Here is a 21,538-nt window from a genome sequence, read left to right on the forward strand (position 1 = left end):
AAGGGGTTGGCATCCAAAGGGGCTCAAGGGATGGCGCGGGCAAGAGCAGTGTTCGGGATCGCGGCCGCATCGATGCTGGCCGCGCTGATGCTATCACCGGCCTTCGCCGATCCGGCGACCGGTCCTGCCGGTGGCGCCTGGGCGGAACGGGTGCAGATCCTCTACCAGGCAGACACGCGCTCGGTGCTGCGCAGGATGGTCCGGGTTTGGGATTTCCATCCGGAGAAAAATCTCGACTTCGTCTGGGAGCCGGCGGCCGGCCAGTCACCCGACCGAACGATCACCGAGGACGGCACCATCAACGGCAAGGGCAGGCTGGTGTGGCGGGTGCGCGGCTCGGCGAGCTATGATCCCAAAACCATCTATTCCAGCTATTTCGGTGACGTCCGCAATGGCCGGCCCGACGGGCAAGGCCGGCTTGAGCTGCGCTCGGGCGAGGTTTTCGACGGGCATTGGCTTGCCGGGCAACTCAACGGCAAGGGCATTCATGTCGACGCCGACGGCAACCGATATGAAGGCCAGTTCGTCGCCGGCATCCCGAATGGCGAGGGGCGGCTGCTATCGAGGACCGGGGAGATTTTTGCCGGCTCATTTATCGACGGGTTGAAGAACGGCAAGGGCCGCACGCGACTTGCCGGAGGCACCATCTACGAGTCGCAATGGGCGATGGGCAAGGAGGTCGGCGGAACGCGCCCCGATGTGCTGGCCGATGCCAGGGTCGGCGGGCTACTCAAGGCGCAGACCAGCGGCGGCGATGCCGACAAGGTTGAGATCGGCGTCGCGGTCGACCAGCGCATGACTCAGCAATCCGATATGCAGTACCAGCATCTGGTGCGCGACGCGGATATCGCGATCTATCCGTTGTCGGACCAGTACAATGACGGCTGGAACGGCACCGGCCAGGTCACCACCAGCAATGTCTATGAAGGTATGAACTGGGAAGACGCGCCGGCCTTTGCCGAGGTTGACCTGAAGACATCGGACCAGTCCAGGGTCAAGCTCGACAGTCTGGAAATGAAGGTCGCCGCCAGCGATGCCTATCGCAAGCCGATGCTGTCGATCTCGGAGCATTTCGGCTGCGTCGGCTTCCGCCCGGATTTCTCGATCATCAACAATGGCTGGGGCGAGCCCAAGGACATGAAGATGTCGATCCAGTTCACCACGGTCGACGACGAAGGCAATCCGACCGGTGATCCCAGCCGCATGTTCAGCAAGGACGTCGGCAGTTTCGGCGAGGGCGTCGACGTGTCGATCAAGAGCGTGCTCGCAGAGGCCGGCGTCGACACGGCCAGCCTGGAGACGGGGCGGTTTCCCTGTCCTTCTGTGGACAGTCTCAATGTCTGCCGCAGCCAGCTCACCAACAAGATCAAGTTCGGCGAGGTCGCCGACTATCTTGGCACTATGCAACAGGCGATGACGCTGAATGCGATCGGCAAGCTCGACTATTCCTGGTCGGATGACGAAGGTCATGTCTACCAGCAGAGCGAGCCGTTCCGCACCTCTATCACCATGGCGGTTTTCGAGACCCCGGAAGCGATGGCCGAATGTGGGGATGGCGGCGGTGGCACGCCGGAAGCGATGCGCTACCAGAACATCGAATTCCCGATCGGCAAGCATGACTACACCATCGCCATGCCGGTGCGCGGCAACAAGAAGATCAGCGCCTACACGGCGCGGCTGAAGATGTGGTCGTCGATGTCGTCGATCCATAGCTTCAGCATCGCCGCGCATTTTGCCGATGGCAGCGTGCGCGAGAGCAAGCCGGTGACCTTCTTCTATTTCCGGCCGAAGCAGTCGCTGTTCGAGACCAAGACCGAGCCGGCGGCCTGTTATCTGCCACGCGACATGGTCGGCTGCGGTTAGGGTGCGTTGATATTCAGGTGATGCCGGCGTGCAAACGGCAGCTTCCTGCGCTTCCTGCGCTTCCCGTGCTCACGTACTTTAAGTACGCTCCGCTCCGGTTCTCGGAACCTACCTTGTTTGGTCGCTTCGCGCCCGTCTTCGACTCCGGCTCGGCCTGACCGGAATCTCAACACACCCTGGCGCACCTATTCGCGGCCCATCTCGAAATAGTTGGGCAGTGGCAAAAGCCTCGTGAAGATCGTGCCCTGGGCAAAGACGCGCAGTTCCAGCATCGATCCCGACGACCGCTCGGCGCTCTGGTCGAAGAGGAAATTGCCGAGCGAATAGACCTCCGCCACATCGCCGCCGTCAAGCGGAACGATCGCCTCGCTCGACACATGTGGATGGCCGCCGACGATGGCCGAGATCCCACGCAGCCGCATCTGATCGGCAAGCATGTCTTCGCGCGCCGACGGTTCGGTCTTGTACTCGCGGCCCCAGTGAACGAAGGCGACCACCGGCCGCTCGGCGTTCTGGTGCAGCAGCCGGTCGAGCAGGGCAAGCGTCAGCAGATCGGTGTTCTTCGAGCCGTTGGTGTCGATGTCGGTCAGGCCGACAAGGTCGAGATCTGCAAGCGCCAGCGTTTCACCCTGGCCGAAATGCCGGATGCCGGCCTCGTCCAGCGCGCGCAGCGTCTCGGCATAGCCTGATGGGCCGAGATCATAGGCGTGATTGTTGGCGAGCCCGACACCGGCGATATGCAGCCGCTTCAGCATGTCGACAGCCAGGTCTTGCGGCATCGCCAGCGTCATGTCGTCGATCGCTTCCGGCACGTTGGGCAAGATGACGCCTTCGAGGTTGACGATCAGCGGCCGTGAACCGGTGAGGGCCAAAACGCTGTCAACGATCCGGTCGGCAACGCCGTCGCGGACCAATATCTTCTTCATGGCGCGGCCGAAATTCACGTCGCCGGCGAGATAGTAGATCCTGTCCTTCGGCCGTGCCGGGTTGTTGAAGCCGGGGGCGAAGGCGCCGAACAGCGCCACGATATAGCTGGTGGTCCGCTCGACATAGTCCGGCGTGTGTTCCTGCGAATTCTCGTTGGCGACCACCAGTGGCTGGGCGCCGAACAGTTCGCGCTGCAGCCGGGTCTGGATGTAGAGCGCCCCGACGGAATCTGCATGATCGGGCTGGCGAAGCGCCGCGATGCCGTCGAGCGATCCGGCGGCCAGCATGTTCAGCGTCTGCTGGTCGAAGCGCCGTGCCTCGTGCTGGGGCAGATAGTGCGAGAAGTCAGTGGATTCGACGATCAGCGTGTCCCGATCGACGATCGGCTTCAGAGCCTCGGCCAGCCTGTCCCAGTCGCCGCGCCGCGCCTTGACCGACATCGCGACGGGCACGATTTTCGCCTCCGGGAAGTAATGGTGCAGGAACGGCAGCATGGCGCGCACGCCATGTTCCTTGTCGAACAGGCAGGACTCCTCGACCATGTCGCCCTGCGTTTCGAGCTGGCGCACCGCTTGTACGTCCGCGGCGACCGGGCCAAGCACGGTATCGAAGCCGTGCAGCGTGGTGGCGTACAGTTTGTGAGTCTTGTGGAAATGGTCCGGCGACAGGATGACGATGCGCTTGTAGCGGAAGCCGGACGCCGCCCGGAAACCCAGCGCAACCAGATCTGCGGCCAGAAGATGATGCGGGACGGTGATGCCGGTCAGCCGCTGGTTTGATGGCTCGATATCGGCAACCTTTGCGATGGCATCCTTGAACTGTGTGGCGTCGTCGTAGAAGGGGGGGAAGTTTTCGCCGCTGGGCGGGCAAATTATGGGCGCGGCAACGGCGTGAAGGGGCAGGAGGGACGACAGCATTGCGACGAATACAGCCAACCACTTGGCCATAAGTCGGCACTCGTCTTGGCGCAGACGCGGTCCCCTCATGGCTCGGCGAGCACGATGTTCTCCACGCCGCCGACATAGTAGAACGGCTTCTGCTTCGATGATGTCAGCCGCACCACCTCGCGTGAAATGTAGTCCGCAAGGCCGAACAGCGTGACGCCGCCGTCCGACGTCCTGGCCTTGCCGCGCAGGCCTTCGAGGATCGAATAGGTGAAGACGCCGTGGCCAAGTTCGGGCAGTTCGGCGGCGGTGTTGTTGGCGGCGGTGGCCGAAAACACGACGATGCGCGCATCCTGCGCGTCCTTTTCCAGGCGCGGGTTGAAAGCGTTGGCGGCATGGCAGGTGTCGAGCAGCATGAAGCGCATGCCCTTGGCCCGCTCGACCGATTTCTGGATGTCCGACCAGTCAACAAGCGAGGAGCGCTTCCAGCGCTCGGCATCCTGTTTGCGGCCGTCGGTCGGGATGAAATAATAGTCCTCGTCGATGTTGATGCCATGGCCGGCGACGAAGATGATGGTGGTGTCGTGCTCGCCCGGTCTGTCGAGGAAATCAGCGAGCTGGTCGTCGATCGTATCGGAGTCGGGCTCCATGATGCCGTCGGCGCTGGCGATCGAATAGGTCTGCCTGGCCTTGTCGGGGGTCTCGTCGAGCGCTTCACGGTTGACCAGAACCAGCGTCTCCATCGATGAGAACAGTGGCGCCGATTTCTGCGCAATCACCTTGAGGAATTCGGTGGCATCATCGACGGGGTAGCGCAGGTCGCAGGCGTGGCCCGAACAGGCGTCGGTCAGGAACGGATATTTGTCGACGCCGATCACCGCGACATAGAGCTTGCCCTTGGCCTCGGTCTTCTCGGTCTTCCTTGCCAGCGCCGTTACGCTGCGTTCAGTCAGATAACCGAATTCGTTGGTGCCGGTGATGCGGATGGTGTTTTCGCCATTCTCGACCGGTATCTCGACGATGGTCTTGTTGCCGTCCACCGATCGCGCGGTGACGTCGCCGACATTGCGGCTGTTCGACAGGATCGAGAAGCCGGCGACATCGGTCCCGGCTTGCCCGGCGCCGGTGATCTCGACGGCGACATAACCGTCGCGCACCTTGCTCTGGTCGGCGGCGAGGCGGATGTCGAATTCCGGCGGCTTGCGCTGCAGCAGCTTTTGCAGTTCGTTGTCGACGCCTGGCCGCATCTCTTTGACCGCCTGTTTGGCGCTGCGCAGGATGATCGCGCGGCGAACCATCTCCGGGCTCCAAAGATATTTCTTCAATTGGCCGGCGCGGATGAAGCGGCCTTCATGGTCGCGGCCCTGGTTGACCTGCCAGCCGATCAGCTTGTCGCCCTCATCGGAAGAATAATAGTAGCCCTGCGGCATCCACGCGATCCATTGCGAGCCGGCGAAGAACATCGAGACGATCAGCTCGTGCGTCTTCAGATTCCAGAGCCTGAGCGTCTGATCGGCGCTGCCGGTGACCAGCAGGCCGGATTTTTCCGAGGCTACCATGGCGTTGATTTCGCCGGTGTGGCCGGTGAATTCGCCCGACACTCTCGCTGTCGGCGTCCGATATTCGAGCAGCGTGCCGTCATTGCCGCCGGTGATCAGGCCAAGGCCATTGTCGATCAGGGTGAAGGCCGAATGGACAAAGCCATTGGTGGCATCGTTCTTGATGCTGCGCACCACATTGCCGCCATTGGCGATTTCCAGCACCGCGTTCTCCAGCGCGTCCTTGCCTCCTTCCTTGGCGCGCAGCGACCACTGGCCGTCTGTCAACGCGGCGCGGGCAAACGAGCCCGACTCTACCAGCGGCTGCGGGTCGACGAAGAAACGCTCGGTGGTCGGCAGCACCAGCCTGTTGTCGAGTGCGCCTTGTTCTTCTGGACAGGACACGCGCTCGGGGCAGGGGTTGGCGTTGCTCCAGGCGATGACGTCGTTCGCCACGTCGATGCCGACCGCGGTCACCGGTTCGCCCACTCCCTGCAGCAGGGCCTTGCGCTCGCCGGTTGCGGGATCCCAGACCTGGATGGCGTTGCGCGTGCCGCCGGCGGTTGCCACCAGCGAGCCATCGGCATTGGCGGTGCTGGCATAGACCGTGCCGTCATGGCCGGTATAGTCGAGCACCTTTTCGCCGGTGTCGGTGTTCCAGACGACGGAGCGATGCTTGTCAGCGCAGCGATAGCCGCAGGAGGCGACCAGCCGCGACCCCTTGGCAAAGGTCAGCGAGCCGATGAGGAAATCCTGCTTCGGCATGGCGCGCACCATTGTGCCGTCGGCTGCGTGCCAGAGCTGCACCTGCCCGTCCTTGCTGCCGGTGGCAAACAGGCTGCCATCCTGCGACACGGCCAATGCCATGACACTGATATCCCGCAACGGTTCGGCCTCGGCCGGCAAGGCGATCTCCTCGCCCTTCGCGACGTCCCAGAGCCGGATGCCGTTGTCGGTGGTGGTCGCCGCCAGCCTAGTCCCCGCGGCAGCGAAGGCGAGCTTGTCGATGTGCCAGGAATCGGCATCGAGCTTCTTGTCCAGCGTCCAGCCGGTCGCGGATTTGTCGTCCAGCCGCCAGAGGTAGACGACACCGTCGGCGCCACCGGCAGCCAGGGTTTTGCCGTCGGGAGAGAAGGCGAGGTCGTAGGTTGCGTAATCGGCGGCCTTGAGCACCGCCTTCATCTTGCCGGTGGCGAAGTCGAACAGCCGGATGTCGCCATAGGGTGGCTTGTCGCCGAGGCTGGCGCCGAAATAGCCGCCGGCCGTGATCGTCTTGCCATCCGGCGAGACCGCCACCGCGAAGATCTTGCCGTCGCTGCCATTGCCGAGATAGCCGCGAATGGTGCGCAGCGTCACCCCGCTCTGCCAGTCCCAGATGCGGATGGTCTTGTCGTTGGATGCCGAGACGATGTCATCGCCATCGGGCGTGAATGCGAGATCGGTGACCTGCGCACTGTGACCGCCAGTGTCGAGATCGAGGTGGAAGTCAGCCGCCTCTTCGGCGCGAGCAGCCGATGCGGCAGCAAGCGCACCGGCCATGGCCAGCCAGCAGCAGGCACGCATGAGGCGGCGAGCTGCTTCTCCCATCGCTATTTGACTTCGGCCGCGGGTTGCCCATTGCGCACATAAGCCTCGATCGCCGTGGCGAAAGTGGGTGAACCAGTCTTGCGCTGCTTGTCGACATAGCCGGCAAAATAACTCCAGAACGAGACGGCATAGTCGCGGAAATAAGCGTCGGTCACTCTGCGCGAACACAGATCGCCGTCGATGCAGAACGACAGGCGGTTGAGGAAATAGACGATGCGGTCGAAATTCTCGCTGAAATCGGCGAGTGGCATGTCGCCACCGCTGGCGGTCATCGCCTCGATGCCGATCCGCTGCCGGAACACCTGCTCCTCGGTCGGCGAGGGGTTGGCGCTGAGCAGATTGTCGTATTTGGCGTTGAGGGCCGCAAGACGATCTTTTAGCGCGCGCTGCGCCTGCTGGTAGTCCTTGGTTTCCCAGAGCTCAACCAGCGACATGGTCTGCTCGACGCGCTTCTGCTCCTGGTTGGCGAGGAACTGGTAGATCGAGAACATCAAGGTGAAGATGATGGCCAGGCGCACCAGCAGGCCCGACCAGGCATAGATCAGCATGCGCCAGTCGCGGTCGGTGAACGGGTTCGCTTCCTTCTTGATCTCGTGGCTGCTCGGCCACGGAAAACCCTCGGTGGTTTCCGGCAAAGCCGGCTTCGTGGCGGGCGCCTTTGCGGGGGCGGCGGCAGCTGCCGTTTGCCTGGTGTTGGCCGCCGGTTTTTTCATTGGCAGCTGTCCAGTTCGATGACGGCGGAGGGATCCAGTACGATGCCGGGCGCCTCCAGCTTCTTTTTCAGGCATTGCAGCTGCAGGCGCGAAATCATGAACTGCACATCGGGCTCCGCCACCCCCTTGTTCGGTGACGGCAGCGCTTCGACCACGCCGCGCGAGGCGCAGCCACTAAGGTCGACCACGACCGCGCCGTTGCCGCTTTTGGCGATCTGATCGTACTGATCGAGAAAACAGGTCGCCAGTTCCGAATTGGTGACGATCTGCTTGGCACACAGGCCGCAGGCCTCATCCGCCGAAACATTGGCGATCAGCAACAGGCTTCCGGCAAGGCCGGCCACCGCTCCACGCCAGGAAAACATAGAATTCTTCACAATCGATCCTATCCGCTTGATCCGGCCGTCATGCGCCATTGCGCCGGCCGGGAATGTTCTCATATCGCGCCGATCGCGCAAGAGCCGGCCCGGCCCCTGTGCCGGCATTCGGTCAGGCGCGTGGCACCGTCTCCATCGGGAAGATCATGACCGCGCCCTTCGGGCCGCTCTTGTCGGCAAGCCGCATCACTGAGCGGGTTGCCGGCGCCATGCCGATATCGGTCAGCATGTCGGAGAAGCTGGCAGGGCCCAGCCCGCGCGTCATGGACGCAACGCCGTCCTGCGCCAGGAAGCTCAGATCCTCCTTCTCGCTCTCCGGCGGCGCCTCAGTCAAAACCGCGATCATCCTTTCCATGCCGAAGCTGGTGTCGGTGAAGGCCAGCAGCCCCTCTTCGAGCGTGGCTTGCGGCGCCAGGCGCTCGGCGACGATGTGGGTGATCGAATAGTCGCTGCCGACATAGAGCACGTTGATGTCGACCAGCAGATCAGAGCCGTTCCTTGCCAGCACATGCACTTCGTCGCCCGGCGAGACGCGGGGAACGACGGAAGCCTGCAACGGCTCGAGGCCGTCCTTGCCACGGCGTTTGACCTGGAACTGGACGTCGACGTCCTCCGGCTTGTAGTCGGAAGCCGCCGCCAGCCGCGACAGCCCGGTGGCACGGAAGATGGTGCGCAGATTTCTGGTCGTCGCCTCGACCAGCTTTTTCCGGTCATCCATGTGAATGATGATCAGCGGCGGCTTGCCGCCGTCCTTCAAGGTCACGTCGCCCGAGGCCGGCAGGAACCACAGCGCCGGCTTGTCGGTCGCGTCCTTGGCAGCGCCGGCAATGGCATTCTCTCGCATCACTGCAAAGCGAAGCTCGGCGCTCTTGCCGGGGTCGACCAGTTCGATATTGAAGCCGGTTTCCTTGGCCGTGGCCAGTTCATCGAGAACCGAATTGACCAGGGCGGTTTCCTTCTCCAGTCCCTTGGTCGCCGCCGGCCGCGCTACGGCGAGCTTGTAGTCGACGGCGATCTCGGCCACCCGCGCATAGGCGTTGGCGGGAATATCGGCGAGCTTCAGCGCCGGCTTTTTGTCGAATTCGACTGGCTTGACCCGGCTCTCCAGGTTCCTGGCTGACTGCACCTCGAGATAGCCGACAGTGTCGGAAAGCGGCGACAGCGCTGACGGCAGGATGGCGAGCTTGCTGCCGGGGGTGAGGCGATGCAGCAGGCCGGCGCCGATCGTCGCTTCGCCGTCCTTGATGACGACGGGCCATTGCATGACCGCGTCCATCTTGTCGGTGCCGAACACGCGGGCGTCGAGTTCGCCCTCGAACAGCGGTGTCGGGCGCGTGCGGCTGTCGGCCGAATATTGCTGCAGCACGGCCTGGCCGAGCTGGCGATAGGTGACGTTCGGGTTCTCGGCCAGTTTCGACAGGATGGTGAAGGTGAACAGGCCGAACCGGGGTGCATCCGTCGTGCCCTTGGGCAGCGGCATTTCCGGCGTCGTCTCCACCGTCTGCGCGGCATAGAAGGCGACCAGCTTGCCCTTGGTGATCGGTTCGCCGCCGGTCGGGGTCAGGTTGAAGGCGGGCTTGCGCGTGCCGCTGTCGTCGACGCCGCGCGAGCCGGCCGCGGATGTCACCTCGTCATAGGCCTTGATCGCCGCGGCCCGCTCGGCTTCGCTGCCGCCGACCAGGTCGGCGAACTCGACCTTGCGCTCCATTTCGTCGTCGACTTCGACGGCGCGGGTCGCGGTGCCGGAATGGCAGCAGTCGAACACGACCCAGACGAAGGCGCCCTTGTTGCGGATGGCGTCAAGCGCGGCACCGATCTCGTCGTCGACCAGGGCATTCGGCACGCCCGCATCACGGTTGATCCATTTGTCGATGTCGACGGGCAGGAAAATCTCGTCGAGCCCGTCGGTCTCGTCGCCCTTGACCCTCTCCGGTTGCTGTGCGCCGTGGCCGGACAGGTGCAGATAGACGAAATCGTCGCGCTGCACCTTGGCGGCGAGGTCGGCCAGGGCGGCCTTGATAGCGGCATGGGTCGGCAAACCATTGGCGCCCGGGACGTCCTTGGCCAACAACGTGACATTCTCCGGCGCGAACCGCACCGGATCGGGCACGTTCTTCAACAGGTACTCGTGGACGAGGCCGGCATCGTTCTTCGGTCCGACCAGCCAGTTCCTCTGTGGCAGGTTCGGATATTCGGTGCAGGCGACCAGCAGCGCATGGTAAGTGCGCGATGCAGCCATGGCCCTGAACGACACCATGCCAGCCATCGTCAGCGCGGACGTGCCGACCAGCAGCGTCCGCCGCGTCAATTTGATCATGATTGCTTCCCCAAGCCCGATCGAATTTCCCAAGCGCGGGAACCCTTGCCGAAGATCTTGTCAGTATTTTGAATGTTGCATCGCAGAGCAATCCGCCTGTTACCCTGCCCCGGTCGACGATAGGCTTCTCGACAGCCTTCCGGGGCAGAGATGTTGGAAACAGTAGCAAAAATACCTGTTCGTCGCTATCTGATGGACAGGGATCGTTTGCGCGCGGAAATGATGCGCAATCGACGCAGGACAGGTTGGAAACAGGATCATGGCGGCAAGGGATGTGCTGACGAAGAACCAGCTGTGCGTGCTCGAGAAACTCGAGGCCGCCAGTGGGCCGCTCAGCGCCTACACCTTGCTCGACCAACTGCGCGAGCGCGGTTTTCGCGCGCCGCTGCAGGTCTACCGGGCGCTCGACACGCTGGTGAAGTCCGGCTTCGTGCATCGGCTCGAAAGCATCAACTCCTTCGTCGCTTGCGCCGAGCCGCATGACCACAGCCATTCGATGACCGCCTTCGCTATCTGCGACACATGCGGACAAGTCACCGAAATGTCCGATCACGATGTCGACCACCAGCTGGACGAATGGGTCCGCTCGACAGGCTTCGCCGCCAAGAAGGCGGTGATCGAATTTCGCGGGACATGTGCGAAATGTTTGGCTGAAGCGGCCTAACGCGCGGTCGACCAGGCGAACCAGAACGCAACGAGCGCCAGCAAGGCCGAAAGCAACCGTCGGCTGGTTCGTTCCAGCCGTGGATCGTCGAGGAATGGCTGCAGCGCTCCCGCCAACATGACGATCAGTCCATGGATGGCTGTCGCGATGGCCACATAGGTCAGGATAAGCAGGACAGTCTGCGCAAGTATCGGCCGTCCGGCCTCGACAAAGGTGGGCAGCACGGCGACATAGAAGATCGCCGCCTTCGGATTGAGGAGATTGGTGACAAATCCGCGCCAGAAATACTTTCCACCCGGATTGCCATTGTTCGAAACCACATCGGTTCCAGCGGTCCAACCCTCCCAAGCGAGATAAAGCAGGAACAGAATGCCTGCCCAGCGGAGACCCTCGTAGAGCAAGGGCGACGCCTGAATCACTTCGGCGACGCCCAAGGCGGCGATGCCGCCAACGGCCGCCAGGCCCGACGCGATGCCCGCCACGGTGGCGAAGCCCGCGCTGCGGCCGTGGCTCGCCGAAACCAGCGCCAGATAAGTCATGTTGGGGCCTGGCGTCAGTTCGATCAGCATCGACGCCAGCGCGAAAGAGAGGAATGTGGCCGTTGAAAACGGCAGCATTTCGCTCACTTCAATGGGCCTCGTCCCAGTTGTTGGCGGCGCGGGCGTCGACATGCAGCGGCACCGACATCGACACCGCCGGCATCGCCGCGTTTTCCATGATGTGACGCACGACGGGGATGGTCGCCTCGACTTCCGCCTCGACCGTCTCGAAGATCAGCTCGTCATGCACCTGCAGCAGCATGCGGGCTGACAGCTTGGCCTTCTCCAACGCCTCGTCCATGCGCACCATGGCACGGCGGATGATGTCGGCGGCGGTGCCTTGCAAGCGGGCATTGATCGAGGCGCGCTCGTTGAACGCGCGGACCGAGGGATTGGAGGATCGGATATCAGGATAGTGGATGCGGCGGCCGAAGATCGTTTCGACGAAGCCGTGCTCGCGGGCATAGGCCTTGGTCTCCTCGATGTAGTCGCGGATGCCAGGGAAGCGCTCGAAATACTTCTTGATGTAGTTGCTCGCTTCCTCGCGCGGGATCGATAGCTGGTTGGCGAGGCCGAAGGCGGAAATGCCATAGATGATGCCGAAATTGATCGCCTTGGCGCGACGGCGGACTTCCGAAGGCATGCCCTCTACCGGCACATTGAACATTTCCGATGCGGTGATGGCGTGAATGTCGGCGCCGTCGGCGAAGGCCTGTCGCAATTGCGGGATCTCAGCGACATGGGCGAGCACGCGCAGCTCGATCTGGCTGTAGTCGGCCGAGACCAGCCGGTTGCCCTTGTCGGCGATGAAGGCGGTCCTGATCTTGCGGCCTTCGGCAGTGCGTACCGGAATGTTCTGCAGGTTCGGATCGGATGACGACAGCCGGCCCGTCGTCGTCGCCGCCAGTGCGTAGGAAGTGTGGACGCGCTTGGTGTCCGGGTGGATGAAGCCCGGCAGCGCATCGGTGTAGGTCGATTTCAGCTTGGTCAGCTGGCGCCAGTCGACGATCTTGCGCGGCAGTTCATGGCCTTCGGCGGCGAGGTCTTCGAGAAGCTGCGCTGAGGTCGACCATTGCCCGGTCTTGGTTTTCGAACCCCCGGGCAGACCCATGCGGCCGAACAGGATGTCGCCAAGCTGTTTTGGCGAGCCGATGTTGATGCGTTCGCCGATGAGCTGATAGATTTCCTCTTCGAGGCGAGCGGCGCCCTGCGCCAGTTCGCCCGAGAGCCGCGACAGGATCTGCCGGTCGACGGAGATGCCGCGCTGTTCCATACGCGCCAGCACAGGCACCAGCGGCCGCTCCAGCCGTTCATAAACCGACACCAGGCCTTTGGCGGCAAGCCGCGGCTTCAGCACCAGCCAGAGCCGCAGCGTCATATCGGCGTCTTCGGCGGCATGAGCGGTCGCCCTGTCGATGTCGACCTGATCGAAACCGACGGAGCTTTTGCCGGAGCCGGTAACCTCCTTGAGCTGGAGAGGGGTGTGGCCAAGCCATTTCTCGGCAAGCGAGTCCATGCCGTGACCATGAGGGGTGCCGGCATCGAGCACATAGGAGATCAGCATCGTGTCGTCAAAAGGCGCGACATCGATGCCGTAGCGGCTCATGATGACCAGATCGTATTTCAGGTTCTGCGCGATCTTGAGAACCGACCTGTCCTCCAGCAGCGGTTTCAGCACGGCCAGCGCCTCGCGAAGCTGGATCTGGTTTTCGACCGCGCCGCCCCCGAGCAGGTCACCATTGCCGCTCTTGTGGGCAAAAGGAATGTAGGCGGCGCGGCCGGGCGCCGTGGCGATGGACATGCCGATCAACTCGGCCTGCATCGGATCGGCCGACGTCGCCCTCACGTCGAAAGCGGCAAGCCCGGTCTCGGTTGCCTCGGCGACCCAGGCTTTCAAGGTCGCGACATCGCGGATGCAATGATAGGCTGACGTATCGATCTTGCGGGTGGCGGCACTCTCCAACCGCAGTGCGGCGAGCAGGGAAGGGGTGTCGCCGCTGATGGGTTTGTCGGCGCCCGGGGCCTGGTCCGCCGCGCCGTCTTCGCCGGTCTTGGCAGGTCGGACGTTGGAAGTTCCCGCGCCGACATCGGGGCCATGCGCGGCGTCGGCTCGCTCGACGGTCACCGCGACGGCCTGGACGTCACCGGCCTCGGTGCCGGTCGCTTCCGCCACGCGGCGGGTCAGCGAGGTGAATTCCATGGTCTTGAGGAAGCCGATCAGCTTCGGTCCGTCCGGCGCGTGCAGGATGAAGTCGTCCAGCCCCTCGGCCACCGGAACGTCGGCCTTCAGCGTCACCAACTGGCGTGAAATGCGCGCCTTGTCGGCGTTGGCGATGATCGATTCGCGCCTTTTGTCCTGCTTGATCTCGCCGGCGCGGGCCAGCAGTCCGTCGAGGTCGCCAAACTGCTCCAGCAGTTGCGCCGCCGTCTTCGGCCCAATGCCGGGCACGCCGGGCACATTGTCGACGGAATCACCGGTCAGCGCCTGCAGGTCGACCATCTTTTCCGGCGGCACGCCCCATTTCTCGATGACTTCCGGAATGCCGATCTGGCGGTCCTTCATCGGGTCGTACATGCCGACCGTGGCGCCGACCAATTGCATCAGGTCCTTGTCGGAGGAGATGATGGTGGTGTCGCCGCCCGCTTCGCGGGCCAGCCTGGCATAAGTGGCGATCAGGTCGTCGGCCTCGTAGCCTTCGATCTCGATGCAAGGCAGGTTGAACGCCCTTGTCGCCTGGCGGATCAGGCCGAATTGCGGGATCAGGTCTTCCGGCGGCGCCGAGCGGTTGGCCTTGTATTCGGGGTAGAGATCGTTGCGGAAGGTTTTCGAGGAATAATCGAAAATAACGGCGAAATGCGTGGGCACAATGCCCACATCCGTGTTGCGGGCATCCAGCATCAGCTTCCACAGCATGTTGCAGAAGCCGGAAACGGCGCCGACCGGCAGGCCGTCGGATTTGCGGGTCAGCGGTGGCAGTGCATGATAGGCACGGAAGATGTAACCGGAGCCGTCGATAAGGAAGAGATGATCGCCTTTTTTCATGTCGGCAGGGATAGCGCGGCTCGATGCTGCGGTCCATGCCAAAGGCGCCGGCACCCACCGGTTCCGGCAACACCCTGAAAGAATGGCAGCGGCCGGCCTGCTCACGCCCATGTTACAAAAGTGTAATTTTCATGCCCTTGAATCGCCACGTTCAAAGACCCAAATAAACGTCATCGGCAGTTTTCGCCGAAGTCCGGAGCAAGGCCCGTCCCCCGCCTATCCCGGACACCTGCGGCAGCCTATCCCCCTCTCCGGGCTGCCGCATCGTTTCGAGTAGAAGGCCGCCGTGGTTCCCCCTCCACCACGGCGGTCTTTTTTTGTCGTTCGCGAGGCATTGCGCGCCTTGGTCCAATCGTCCCGGGCTTTTCGTTCGCCCAGTCTGCCTTTACGGTCCCGGCACTGAATCGAAAGGCTTCACAAATGTCCGCAGTTTCCCCCGTTCTCGATCGCCTCGACAAGAATCTCGACCAGAGCCTTGAGCGCCTGTTCGGCCTGCTCAGGATCAAGTCGATCTCCACCGATCCGGCCTATGGCGCCGACTGCCGCAAGGCGGCGGAATGGCTGGTGGCAGAGCTCAAGCTGATCGGCTTCGACGCCAGCGTTCGCGACACGCCCGGGCACCCCATGGTTGTCGCGCATCATGATGGACCAGCCGGCTCGCCGCATGTGCTGTTCTACGGCCACTACGACGTGCAGCCGGTCGATCCGATCGAATTGTGGGAAAGCGATCCGTTTTCGCCCGCGGTCAAGGAAATCGAGCCCGGCCGCAAGGTGATCACCGGGCGTGGTTCGGCCGACGACAAGGGCCAGTTGATGACCTTCGTCGAGGCTTGCCGGGCCTGGAAGCAGGTGCATGGCAATTTGCCGTGCCGCATCACCATCCTGTTCGAGGGCGAGGAGGAATCCGGCTCACCGTCGCTGAAACCGTTCCTCGAAGCCAATGCCGACGAGCTGAAGGCCGATTTCGCGCTGGTCTGCGATACCAGCATGTGGGACCGCGACACGCCGTCGATCTGCGTCGGGCTGCGCGGAATGGTCGGTGAGGAGATCACGGTGAAGGCCGCCGATCGCGACCTGCATTCCGGCCTCTATGGCGGTGCCGCCGCCAACCCGATCCGCATCCTGGCCAAGGTTTTGGCCGATATCCACGACAAGGACGGCCACATCACCATTCCAGGCTTCTATGACGGCGTCGAGGAAACGCCGTCGCAGATCCTGAAATCATGGGAGGCGCTTGGCGAGACGGCCGAGATGTTCCTCGGACCTGTCGGCCTGTCGATCCCGTCGGGTGAGAAGGGCCGCTCGGTGCTGGAACTGACGTGGGCGCGGCCGACGGCCGAGTTCAACGGCATCATCGGCGGCTACACCGGCAAGGGCTTCAAGACGGTGATCGCGGCGGAAGCCTCGGCAAAGGTCTCGTTCCGGCTCGTCCACAAGCAGGACCCGGCCAAGATCCGCGCCGCGTTCCAGAAATTCGTCAAGGAGCGCATTCCGGCCGACTGTTCGGTTGAATTCCACCCGCACGGCGGCTCGCCGGCAATCCAGCTTTCCTACGACTCGCCGTTCCTGGCCAAGGCCAAGAACGCGCTGTCCGACGAGTGGCCGAAGCCGGCGGTGACGACCGGTGGCGGCGGCTCGATCCCCGTCGTTGGCGATTTCCAGACCTATCTCGGCATGGAATCGCTGCTGGTCGGCTTCGGCCTCGACGATGACCGCATCCACTCGCCCAACGAGAAATACGAGCTCAGCTCCTTCCACAAGGGGCAGCGCTCGTGGGCGCGGATTCTGGAGGCGTTGACGCACTGAGGCGGCGAAACCCCAGTTTTCCTGTTGATTTTTCAGCGGATCGCGGCGAGGACGGGCCACGAGATAAAAGCGCTGCGGCACCCCTTGCGCTTCAAGGGATGCCGCAGGCTCGACCGGAGAAGACAATGGCCGACATCCGTTTCCACAAAAATGACCTGCCCGACCTTTCGCACTACAATGTCGGGGCGGTGGCCATCGACACCGAGACGCTCGGACTCAACCCGCATCGCGACCGGCTGTGCGTGGTGCAGATCTCGCCTGGCGACGGCACGGCCGACGTGATCCAGATCGCGCCGGGCCAGAAGAAGGCGCCGAACCTCGTCAGCCTGCTGAGAAATCGCGGCGTGACCAAGCTGTTCCACTACGGCCGCTTCGACCTTGCCGTGCTTTACAATGCGTTCGGGGTGATGCCCGAGCCGGTGTTCTGCACCAAGATCGCCTCGCGGCTGACCCGCACCTACACCGACCGGCACGGGCTGAAGGACATCTGCTTCGAGCTTCTCGGCGTCGGCCTGTCCAAGGCGCAGCAGTCGTCGGACTGGGCGGCCGAGACTTTGTCGCCTGAACAGCTCGAATACGCCGCTTCCGATGTGCTCTATTTGCACCGTTTGCGCGATGTGCTGGCCGGTCGCCTGGCGCGAGACGGGCGCACCAAGGAGGCCGATGCCTGCTTCCGCTTCCTGCCGACGCGTGCCAAACTCGACCTCATGGGCTGGGACGAAGAGGATATCTTCGCCCACAGCTGATGACCTGCTTGGAACCGGATGCAGGCCGCCGCGTTCTGTCGGCTCAGTCTGGTCGGTTCAAAAAGGGGGATGACATGGCGGACAGAAAGCCTATAGCGACCGCGCCGACCGACGGTTCAAAGGTCTCCGTCACCTGGAAGGACAGTGACGGCGTCATCAACGAATCCATCGCGCAATATCGCGACGCCGGCTGGTGGGTCTACACCGACAGTCATACGCAAAAGAAGGTCGAGCCGACCAGTTGGCGGCCTGCCGCAAGCGACGATGACGACCAATGAGCGCGCCGCTGGCGAGGCTGGCTGCTTTCGAATAGCCTGAAGTCGTTGATATCGAGGCCGATTCGGAGCTTTCCGCTCCGCGCTCGCCCTCTTGCTCGGAGGAAATCGTCATGGGTGTCGAAAGCCTGCTCGTCTTCATCATCATTGGTGCCATCGCCGGCTGGCTCGCCGGCCTCATCGTGTCCGGCTTCGGCTTCGGCCTGATCGGCAACATCATCGTCGGCATCGTCGGCGCGTTCATCGCCGGCTGGTTGTTCCCGCGGATCGGCTTTTCCATCGGCGGCGGCGTTCTCGCTGCAATCATCCACGCAACGATCGGCGCCATCATCCTGCTGGTGCTGGTCAAGGTCCTGAAACGAGCTTGACGCTCGACAACAGAAAGAGCGCGCCATGAAACAGAATACGCTCTATCTCGTCATTGGCGCGCTCGTCGTCGTGGTCATCGCGCTCGGCATCTATGTCTATCGAGAGCAGACCAAACCGAAGGGCGTCGAGCTCAAGATCGACGACAAAGGCATTTCGATCCAGCAGAATTGATCGCATCGGACCGGTGCCGCCGACTGTCGTCTTGTTGCGCAAACGGGCGGCGCTGATATGCCGTTGGAACCGATCCGCAAGCAATTGAATCCACATTGCTTCGATTTTTCCCGACTTAACCCGCCCTTAAATCGCCGCATCTACTCTTCAACCCGAACGCCGTAGGCATCGGGGATATCAAGCACAGCGCATGGCGAACCGCAGAGACAGTCGCATCGAACCCAGTTTCGAGGGACCGCCGCAGGCGAGATCCTCGGTGGGGCTTTCGGTGAACGAGGAGGATCGCGTCGTGCCGAGCAACCGCAAAGCCTCCGCAAAGCGCAAGCCGGCCAAGGGGAAATCGTCGCGCGGCGGGCGCGTCAGGAGCCGGCGCGGCCTGTTCGGCGTGCTCGGCCGGCTGTTCTACTGGTGCTTCGTGCTCGCCATCTGGGGCGGCATCGCGGCGGCCGGCATCGTCATCTACTACGGCGCCAAGATGCCGGCGGCCACGACCTGGTCGATCCCCGACCGCGCCCCCAACATCAAGATCGTCTCAGTCGACAACCAACTGCTGGCCAATCGCGGCATGAGTGGCGGCGAGGCCGTCGGCCTGCACGAAATGTCGCCCTATATCCCCGAGGCCGTCATCGCCATCGAAGACCGCCGCTTCTACTCGCATTTCGGCATCGACCCGATCGGCCTGTCGCGCGCGATGGTGACCAATCTGCTTGGCGGGCATTTCTCGCAGGGCGGTTCGACGCTGACCCAGCAATTGGCCAAGAACCTGTTCTTGACCCCCGACCGCACGCTGGAGCGCAAGGTGCAGGAAGTGCTGCTGGCGCTGTGGCTGGAGCACAAGCACACCAAGGACCAGATCCTCGAAATGTACCTCAACCGGGTCTATTTCGGTTCCGGTGCCTATGGCGTCGAAGCGGCCTCGCGCCGCTATTTCGGCAAGAGCGCGCGCGACGTCACCCTGTCGGAAGCAGCCCTGCTTGCCGGCCTGCTGAAGGCGCCGTCGCGGCTGTCGCCGGCGCGCGATCCGAAGGCCGCCGAGGAGCGGTCGCAGCTCGTGCTTGCCGCCATGCGCGACGAGGGCAAGATCAGCGCCAAGGAGCTGACTTCCGCGATGAGTGCGCCAGCGACGCGCGCGCCGTCGTACTGGACCGGCTCGGAAAACTACGTCGCCGACACCATCATGGAAGAGCTGCCTGACCTGATCGGCGACGTGCGCGGTGACATCATCGTCGACAGCACCGTCGACCTGACGCTGCAGAAACTCGCCGAACAGTCGATCCGCAAGCTGATCGACGACAGCGGTAAGAAGCTCAACGTCACCCAGGGCGCCCTGGTGTCGATCGACGATTCAGGCGCTGTGCGCGCCATGGTCGGCGGCTACGACTATTCGACCAGCCAGTTCGATCGCGCCTCGGAAGCACGCCGCCAGCCGGGTTCGGCGTTCAAGCCGTTTGTCTACATGGCCGCCCTCGAGGCCGGCCGCACGCCCGACAGCGTGCGCAACGATGCGCCGATCAAGATCGGCAACTGGACGCCCGACAATTACGGCGGCAAGTATTTCGGCAAGGTGACGCTGGCCACCGCGCTGGCGAAATCGCTGAATTCGGTCGCCGCCCAGCTGACCATGGAGGTCGGGCCGAACGCCGTCGTCGAGGCAGCACACCGCATGGGGATCCAGTCCGAGCTGCAGTCCAACACCTCGATCGCGCTCGGCACCTCGGAGGTGACGCCACTGGAACTGACATCGGCCTACGTGCCGTTCGCCAATGGCGGCTACAAGCCCGAAATTCATTTCATCCGCCGCGTGACGACCGCCGACGGCAAGGTGCTTTACGACAGCGGCGGCGGCAGCGCGCCACGCGTCGTCAAGCCCGAGATCGTCGGCATGATGAACTCGATGATGACGGGGACGGTCGAGACCGGCACCGCCAGGAAAGCGGCCTTCGCCTGGCCGTCGGCCGGCAAGACCGGCACCAGCCAGAATTCGCGCGACGCCTGGTTCGTCGGCTACACCGCCAATCTCACCACCGGCGTCTGGTTCGGCAACGACGATGGCAGCCCGATGAAGAAGGTCACCGGCGGCGCGCTGCCGGCGCAGGCCTGGCACGAATTCATGGTCGCTGCGCATGAGGGCGTGCAGGTGCGGCCGCTGCCCGGCACCTGGAAGTCGACCCCCGCCGACACCATCGTGCCCGACGAGATCCCTTCGGCAAGTAGCAGCCAGCCGGCGCCGGTTCCGCCTGCGTCCGTTGGCCAGCAGGCGCCGGCCGCGCAGGCGGCTGCGCCGGTGGCGCCGGTTCGCGCGGTGCGTCCCGCACAGACCGTCGATGCCGATGGCCTTGCCATGCCGGAGGATGACAGCGCCACCGCGTCGATCAAGCATCCGGTGCCACCAGGCAATGTCGGCGGTCCGCTGAAGAAGAAGCAGACCTCGATCCTCGATATCCTTGGTGGCGGCTAAACTGCTCCGGAGGCAGGTCAGCTGTCGCTGCCGATGGACGAGGCTGGAATGCACGACGTCAAAAGGGAAAAATTCAACCATTTGAGCTGGTGGCAATGGCTCTTGCTATTGCTGATGCCAGCGTGCGTTGTGGTGTTCAGGCATTTGCCGAACCTGCGTTTTTCTGATCCTGCATACCTATTCCACGAAAGAATAGGCGCGATGATCGGAGCGGTCATTATTGGGTGTCTGATACCTTATGGCATTGCCTGGGTTTGTGGGCTCCTGATGCGACGATCACGCGTCGGCTTCCGGTGTGTTCTCTGGTTTTTGGCGCCGGCAACTTTTCTTCTTAATCTCGCCCTGCTTTTTGAATGCCCGACCTGCTACTAGCGGGAAGAACGCTGGGGCAGTCGGCTTCCCCGTTCTCATGTCCGGGCAAATGGTGACATTTCGGCCTCTCGCTACCTCGGCGGCGTTCGGCTACATCTGCCGACTGGAGGCCCAAAATGGCTGAACTCGACACCCGAAAAACCATCGTGCTGACCGGCGCCAGCCGCGGCATCGGCCACGCCACGGTCAAGCGCTTTTCGCGCGAGGGCTGGCGCGTCATTACCTGTTCGCGCCAGGCTTTCGCCGAGGATTGCCCATGGCCGGCCGGGCCGGAAGACCACATCAAGGTCGATCTCGCCGACCAGGAAGATGTCGGCATCGCCGTCTCGGAAATCCGCCACCGGCTTGAAGCGCATGGCGGCCAGCTGCATGCGTTGGTCAACAATGCCGGCATTTCGCCGAAGCTCAAGGACGGCAACAGCCGGATGGACTCGATCGACACGCCAATGCATGTCTGGCGCGACGTGTTCCAGGTCAATTTCTTCGCGCCGATCATGCTGGCGCGCGGGCTGTTCAAGGAATTGGCGGCGGCCAAGGGCTCGATCGTCAACGTCACCTCGATCGCCGGCACCCGCGTGCATCCCTTTGCCGGCACCGCCTATGCGACCTCGAAGGCGGCGCTTGGCTCGCTGACGCGCGAGATGGCGCATGATTTCGGCCCGCACGGCATTCGCGTCAACGCCATCGCGCCGGGCGAGATCGACACCGCGATCCTGTCGCCGGGCACGGACAAGATCGTCGAGACGATACCGCTGAGAAGGCTCGGCACCACGGCGGAAGTCGCCGACATCATCTTCTTCCTGTGCTCGCAGCAGGCGTCCTACGTGACCGGCTCGGAAATCCATATCAATGGCGGCCAGCACGTGTGAGCGAGTCGATTTCAGGCTCT

The 21,538-nt window shown here is 63.2% G+C and carries 17 protein-coding genes; 10 read left to right on the plus strand and 7 right to left on the minus strand.

All coding sequences use genetic code 11. The features are described from left to right. The first annotated feature begins 30 nt into the window (after positions 1-30). On the plus strand, positions 31-1,863 hold the full coding sequence (locus AC1DZU_RS14200; RefSeq protein WP_477285593.1) for an MORN repeat-containing protein: 1,833 nt from the start codon (positions 31-33) through the stop codon (positions 1,861-1,863). A 185-nt stretch (positions 1,864-2,048) separates the two neighbouring features. Here AC1DZU_RS14200 and amrB read toward each other — a convergent pair whose 3' ends face one another. From amrB to AC1DZU_RS14225, 5 genes are all read right to left on the minus strand, one after another. Further along, complete coding sequence (amrB, locus tag AC1DZU_RS14205; protein ID WP_477285595.1) at positions 2,049-3,737, minus strand: AmmeMemoRadiSam system protein B; 1,689 nt, start codon at positions 3,735-3,737, stop codon at positions 2,049-2,051. A 35-nt stretch (positions 3,738-3,772) separates the two neighbouring features. Beyond that, positions 3,773-6,799 (minus strand): caspase family protein, encoded by a 3,027-nt coding sequence (locus AC1DZU_RS14210; protein ID WP_477285597.1) that lies wholly within the window; start codon positions 6,797-6,799, stop codon positions 3,773-3,775. A 2-nt stretch (positions 6,800-6,801) separates the two neighbouring features. Further along, a complete protein-coding gene (locus AC1DZU_RS14215) occupies positions 6,802-7,512 on the minus strand; it encodes a DUF4760 domain-containing protein (protein WP_477285599.1) in 711 nt (236 codons plus the stop codon). Beyond that, positions 7,509-7,856 carry a hypothetical protein gene (locus AC1DZU_RS14220; RefSeq protein ID WP_477285601.1) on the minus strand — a complete coding sequence of 116 codons (348 nt, stop codon included), beginning with the start codon at positions 7,854-7,856 and terminating at the stop codon, positions 7,509-7,511. Before AC1DZU_RS14220 ends, AC1DZU_RS14215 begins: the two co-directional genes overlap by 4 nt. Positions 7,857-8,001: 145 nt before the next feature. Beyond that, positions 8,002-10,206: a caspase family protein gene (locus tag AC1DZU_RS14225; RefSeq protein ID WP_477285603.1), complete on the minus strand. Its 2,205-nt coding sequence runs from the start codon at positions 10,204-10,206 to the stop codon at positions 8,002-8,004. A gap of 259 nt (positions 10,207-10,465) precedes the next feature. Here AC1DZU_RS14225 and AC1DZU_RS14230 point away from each other — a divergent pair, with 259 nt between their 5' ends. Beyond that, positions 10,466-10,870 (plus strand): transcriptional repressor, encoded by a 405-nt coding sequence (locus tag AC1DZU_RS14230; protein ID WP_477285605.1) that lies wholly within the window; start codon positions 10,466-10,468, stop codon positions 10,868-10,870. On the opposite strand, the gene AC1DZU_RS14235 is transcribed toward AC1DZU_RS14230, so the two are convergent. Both AC1DZU_RS14235 and polA read right to left on the minus strand, forming a co-directional pair. Next, complete coding sequence (locus AC1DZU_RS14235; RefSeq protein WP_477286069.1) at positions 10,867-11,487, minus strand: LysE family translocator; 621 nt, start codon at positions 11,485-11,487, stop codon at positions 10,867-10,869. The genes AC1DZU_RS14230 and AC1DZU_RS14235 overlap by 4 nt on opposite strands. 10 nt (positions 11,488-11,497) lie before the next feature. Continuing rightward, positions 11,498-14,452 carry a DNA polymerase I gene (gene polA, locus AC1DZU_RS14240; RefSeq protein ID WP_477286071.1) on the minus strand — a complete coding sequence of 985 codons (2,955 nt, stop codon included), beginning with the start codon at positions 14,450-14,452 and terminating at the stop codon, positions 11,498-11,500. Between the two features lie 420 nt (positions 14,453-14,872). Here polA and AC1DZU_RS14245 point away from each other — a divergent pair, with 420 nt between their 5' ends. The 8 genes from AC1DZU_RS14245 to AC1DZU_RS14280 all read left to right on the plus strand — a co-directional run bounded on the left by AC1DZU_RS14245 (position 14,873) and on the right by AC1DZU_RS14280 (position 21,518). Further along, positions 14,873-16,258 carry a M20/M25/M40 family metallo-hydrolase gene (locus AC1DZU_RS14245; protein ID WP_477285607.1) on the plus strand — a complete coding sequence of 462 codons (1,386 nt, stop codon included), beginning with the start codon at positions 14,873-14,875 and terminating at the stop codon, positions 16,256-16,258. A 125-nt stretch (positions 16,259-16,383) separates the two neighbouring features. After that, positions 16,384-17,004 carry a ribonuclease D gene (locus AC1DZU_RS14250; protein ID WP_095084743.1) on the plus strand — a complete coding sequence of 207 codons (621 nt, stop codon included), beginning with the start codon at positions 16,384-16,386 and terminating at the stop codon, positions 17,002-17,004. A gap of 74 nt (positions 17,005-17,078) precedes the next feature. Next, complete coding sequence (locus AC1DZU_RS14255) at positions 17,079-17,282, plus strand: hypothetical protein (RefSeq protein ID WP_477285609.1); 204 nt, start codon at positions 17,079-17,081, stop codon at positions 17,280-17,282. Positions 17,283-17,392: 110 nt separating this feature from the next. Continuing rightward, positions 17,393-17,647, plus strand: coding sequence for a GlsB/YeaQ/YmgE family stress response membrane protein (locus tag AC1DZU_RS14260; RefSeq protein WP_457153965.1), 255 nt, complete (start codon positions 17,393-17,395; stop codon positions 17,645-17,647). Between the two features lie 25 nt (positions 17,648-17,672). Further along, complete coding sequence (locus AC1DZU_RS14265) at positions 17,673-17,819, plus strand: hypothetical protein (protein ID WP_013529552.1); 147 nt, start codon at positions 17,673-17,675, stop codon at positions 17,817-17,819. Positions 17,820-18,009: 190 nt separating this feature from the next. Continuing rightward, entirely contained in the window at positions 18,010-20,277 is a 2,268-nt protein-coding gene (locus tag AC1DZU_RS14270; protein WP_477285612.1) for a transglycosylase domain-containing protein, read from the plus strand. Between the two features lie 48 nt (positions 20,278-20,325). Further along, complete coding sequence (locus AC1DZU_RS14275; RefSeq protein ID WP_477285614.1) at positions 20,326-20,649, plus strand: hypothetical protein; 324 nt, start codon at positions 20,326-20,328, stop codon at positions 20,647-20,649. A gap of 116 nt (positions 20,650-20,765) precedes the next feature. Then, on the plus strand, positions 20,766-21,518 hold the full coding sequence (locus tag AC1DZU_RS14280) for an SDR family NAD(P)-dependent oxidoreductase (protein ID WP_095199543.1): 753 nt from the start codon (positions 20,766-20,768) through the stop codon (positions 21,516-21,518). Positions 21,519-21,538 lie beyond the last annotated feature (20 nt).

Source organism: Mesorhizobium sp. P2_A12, from assembly GCF_056405075.1.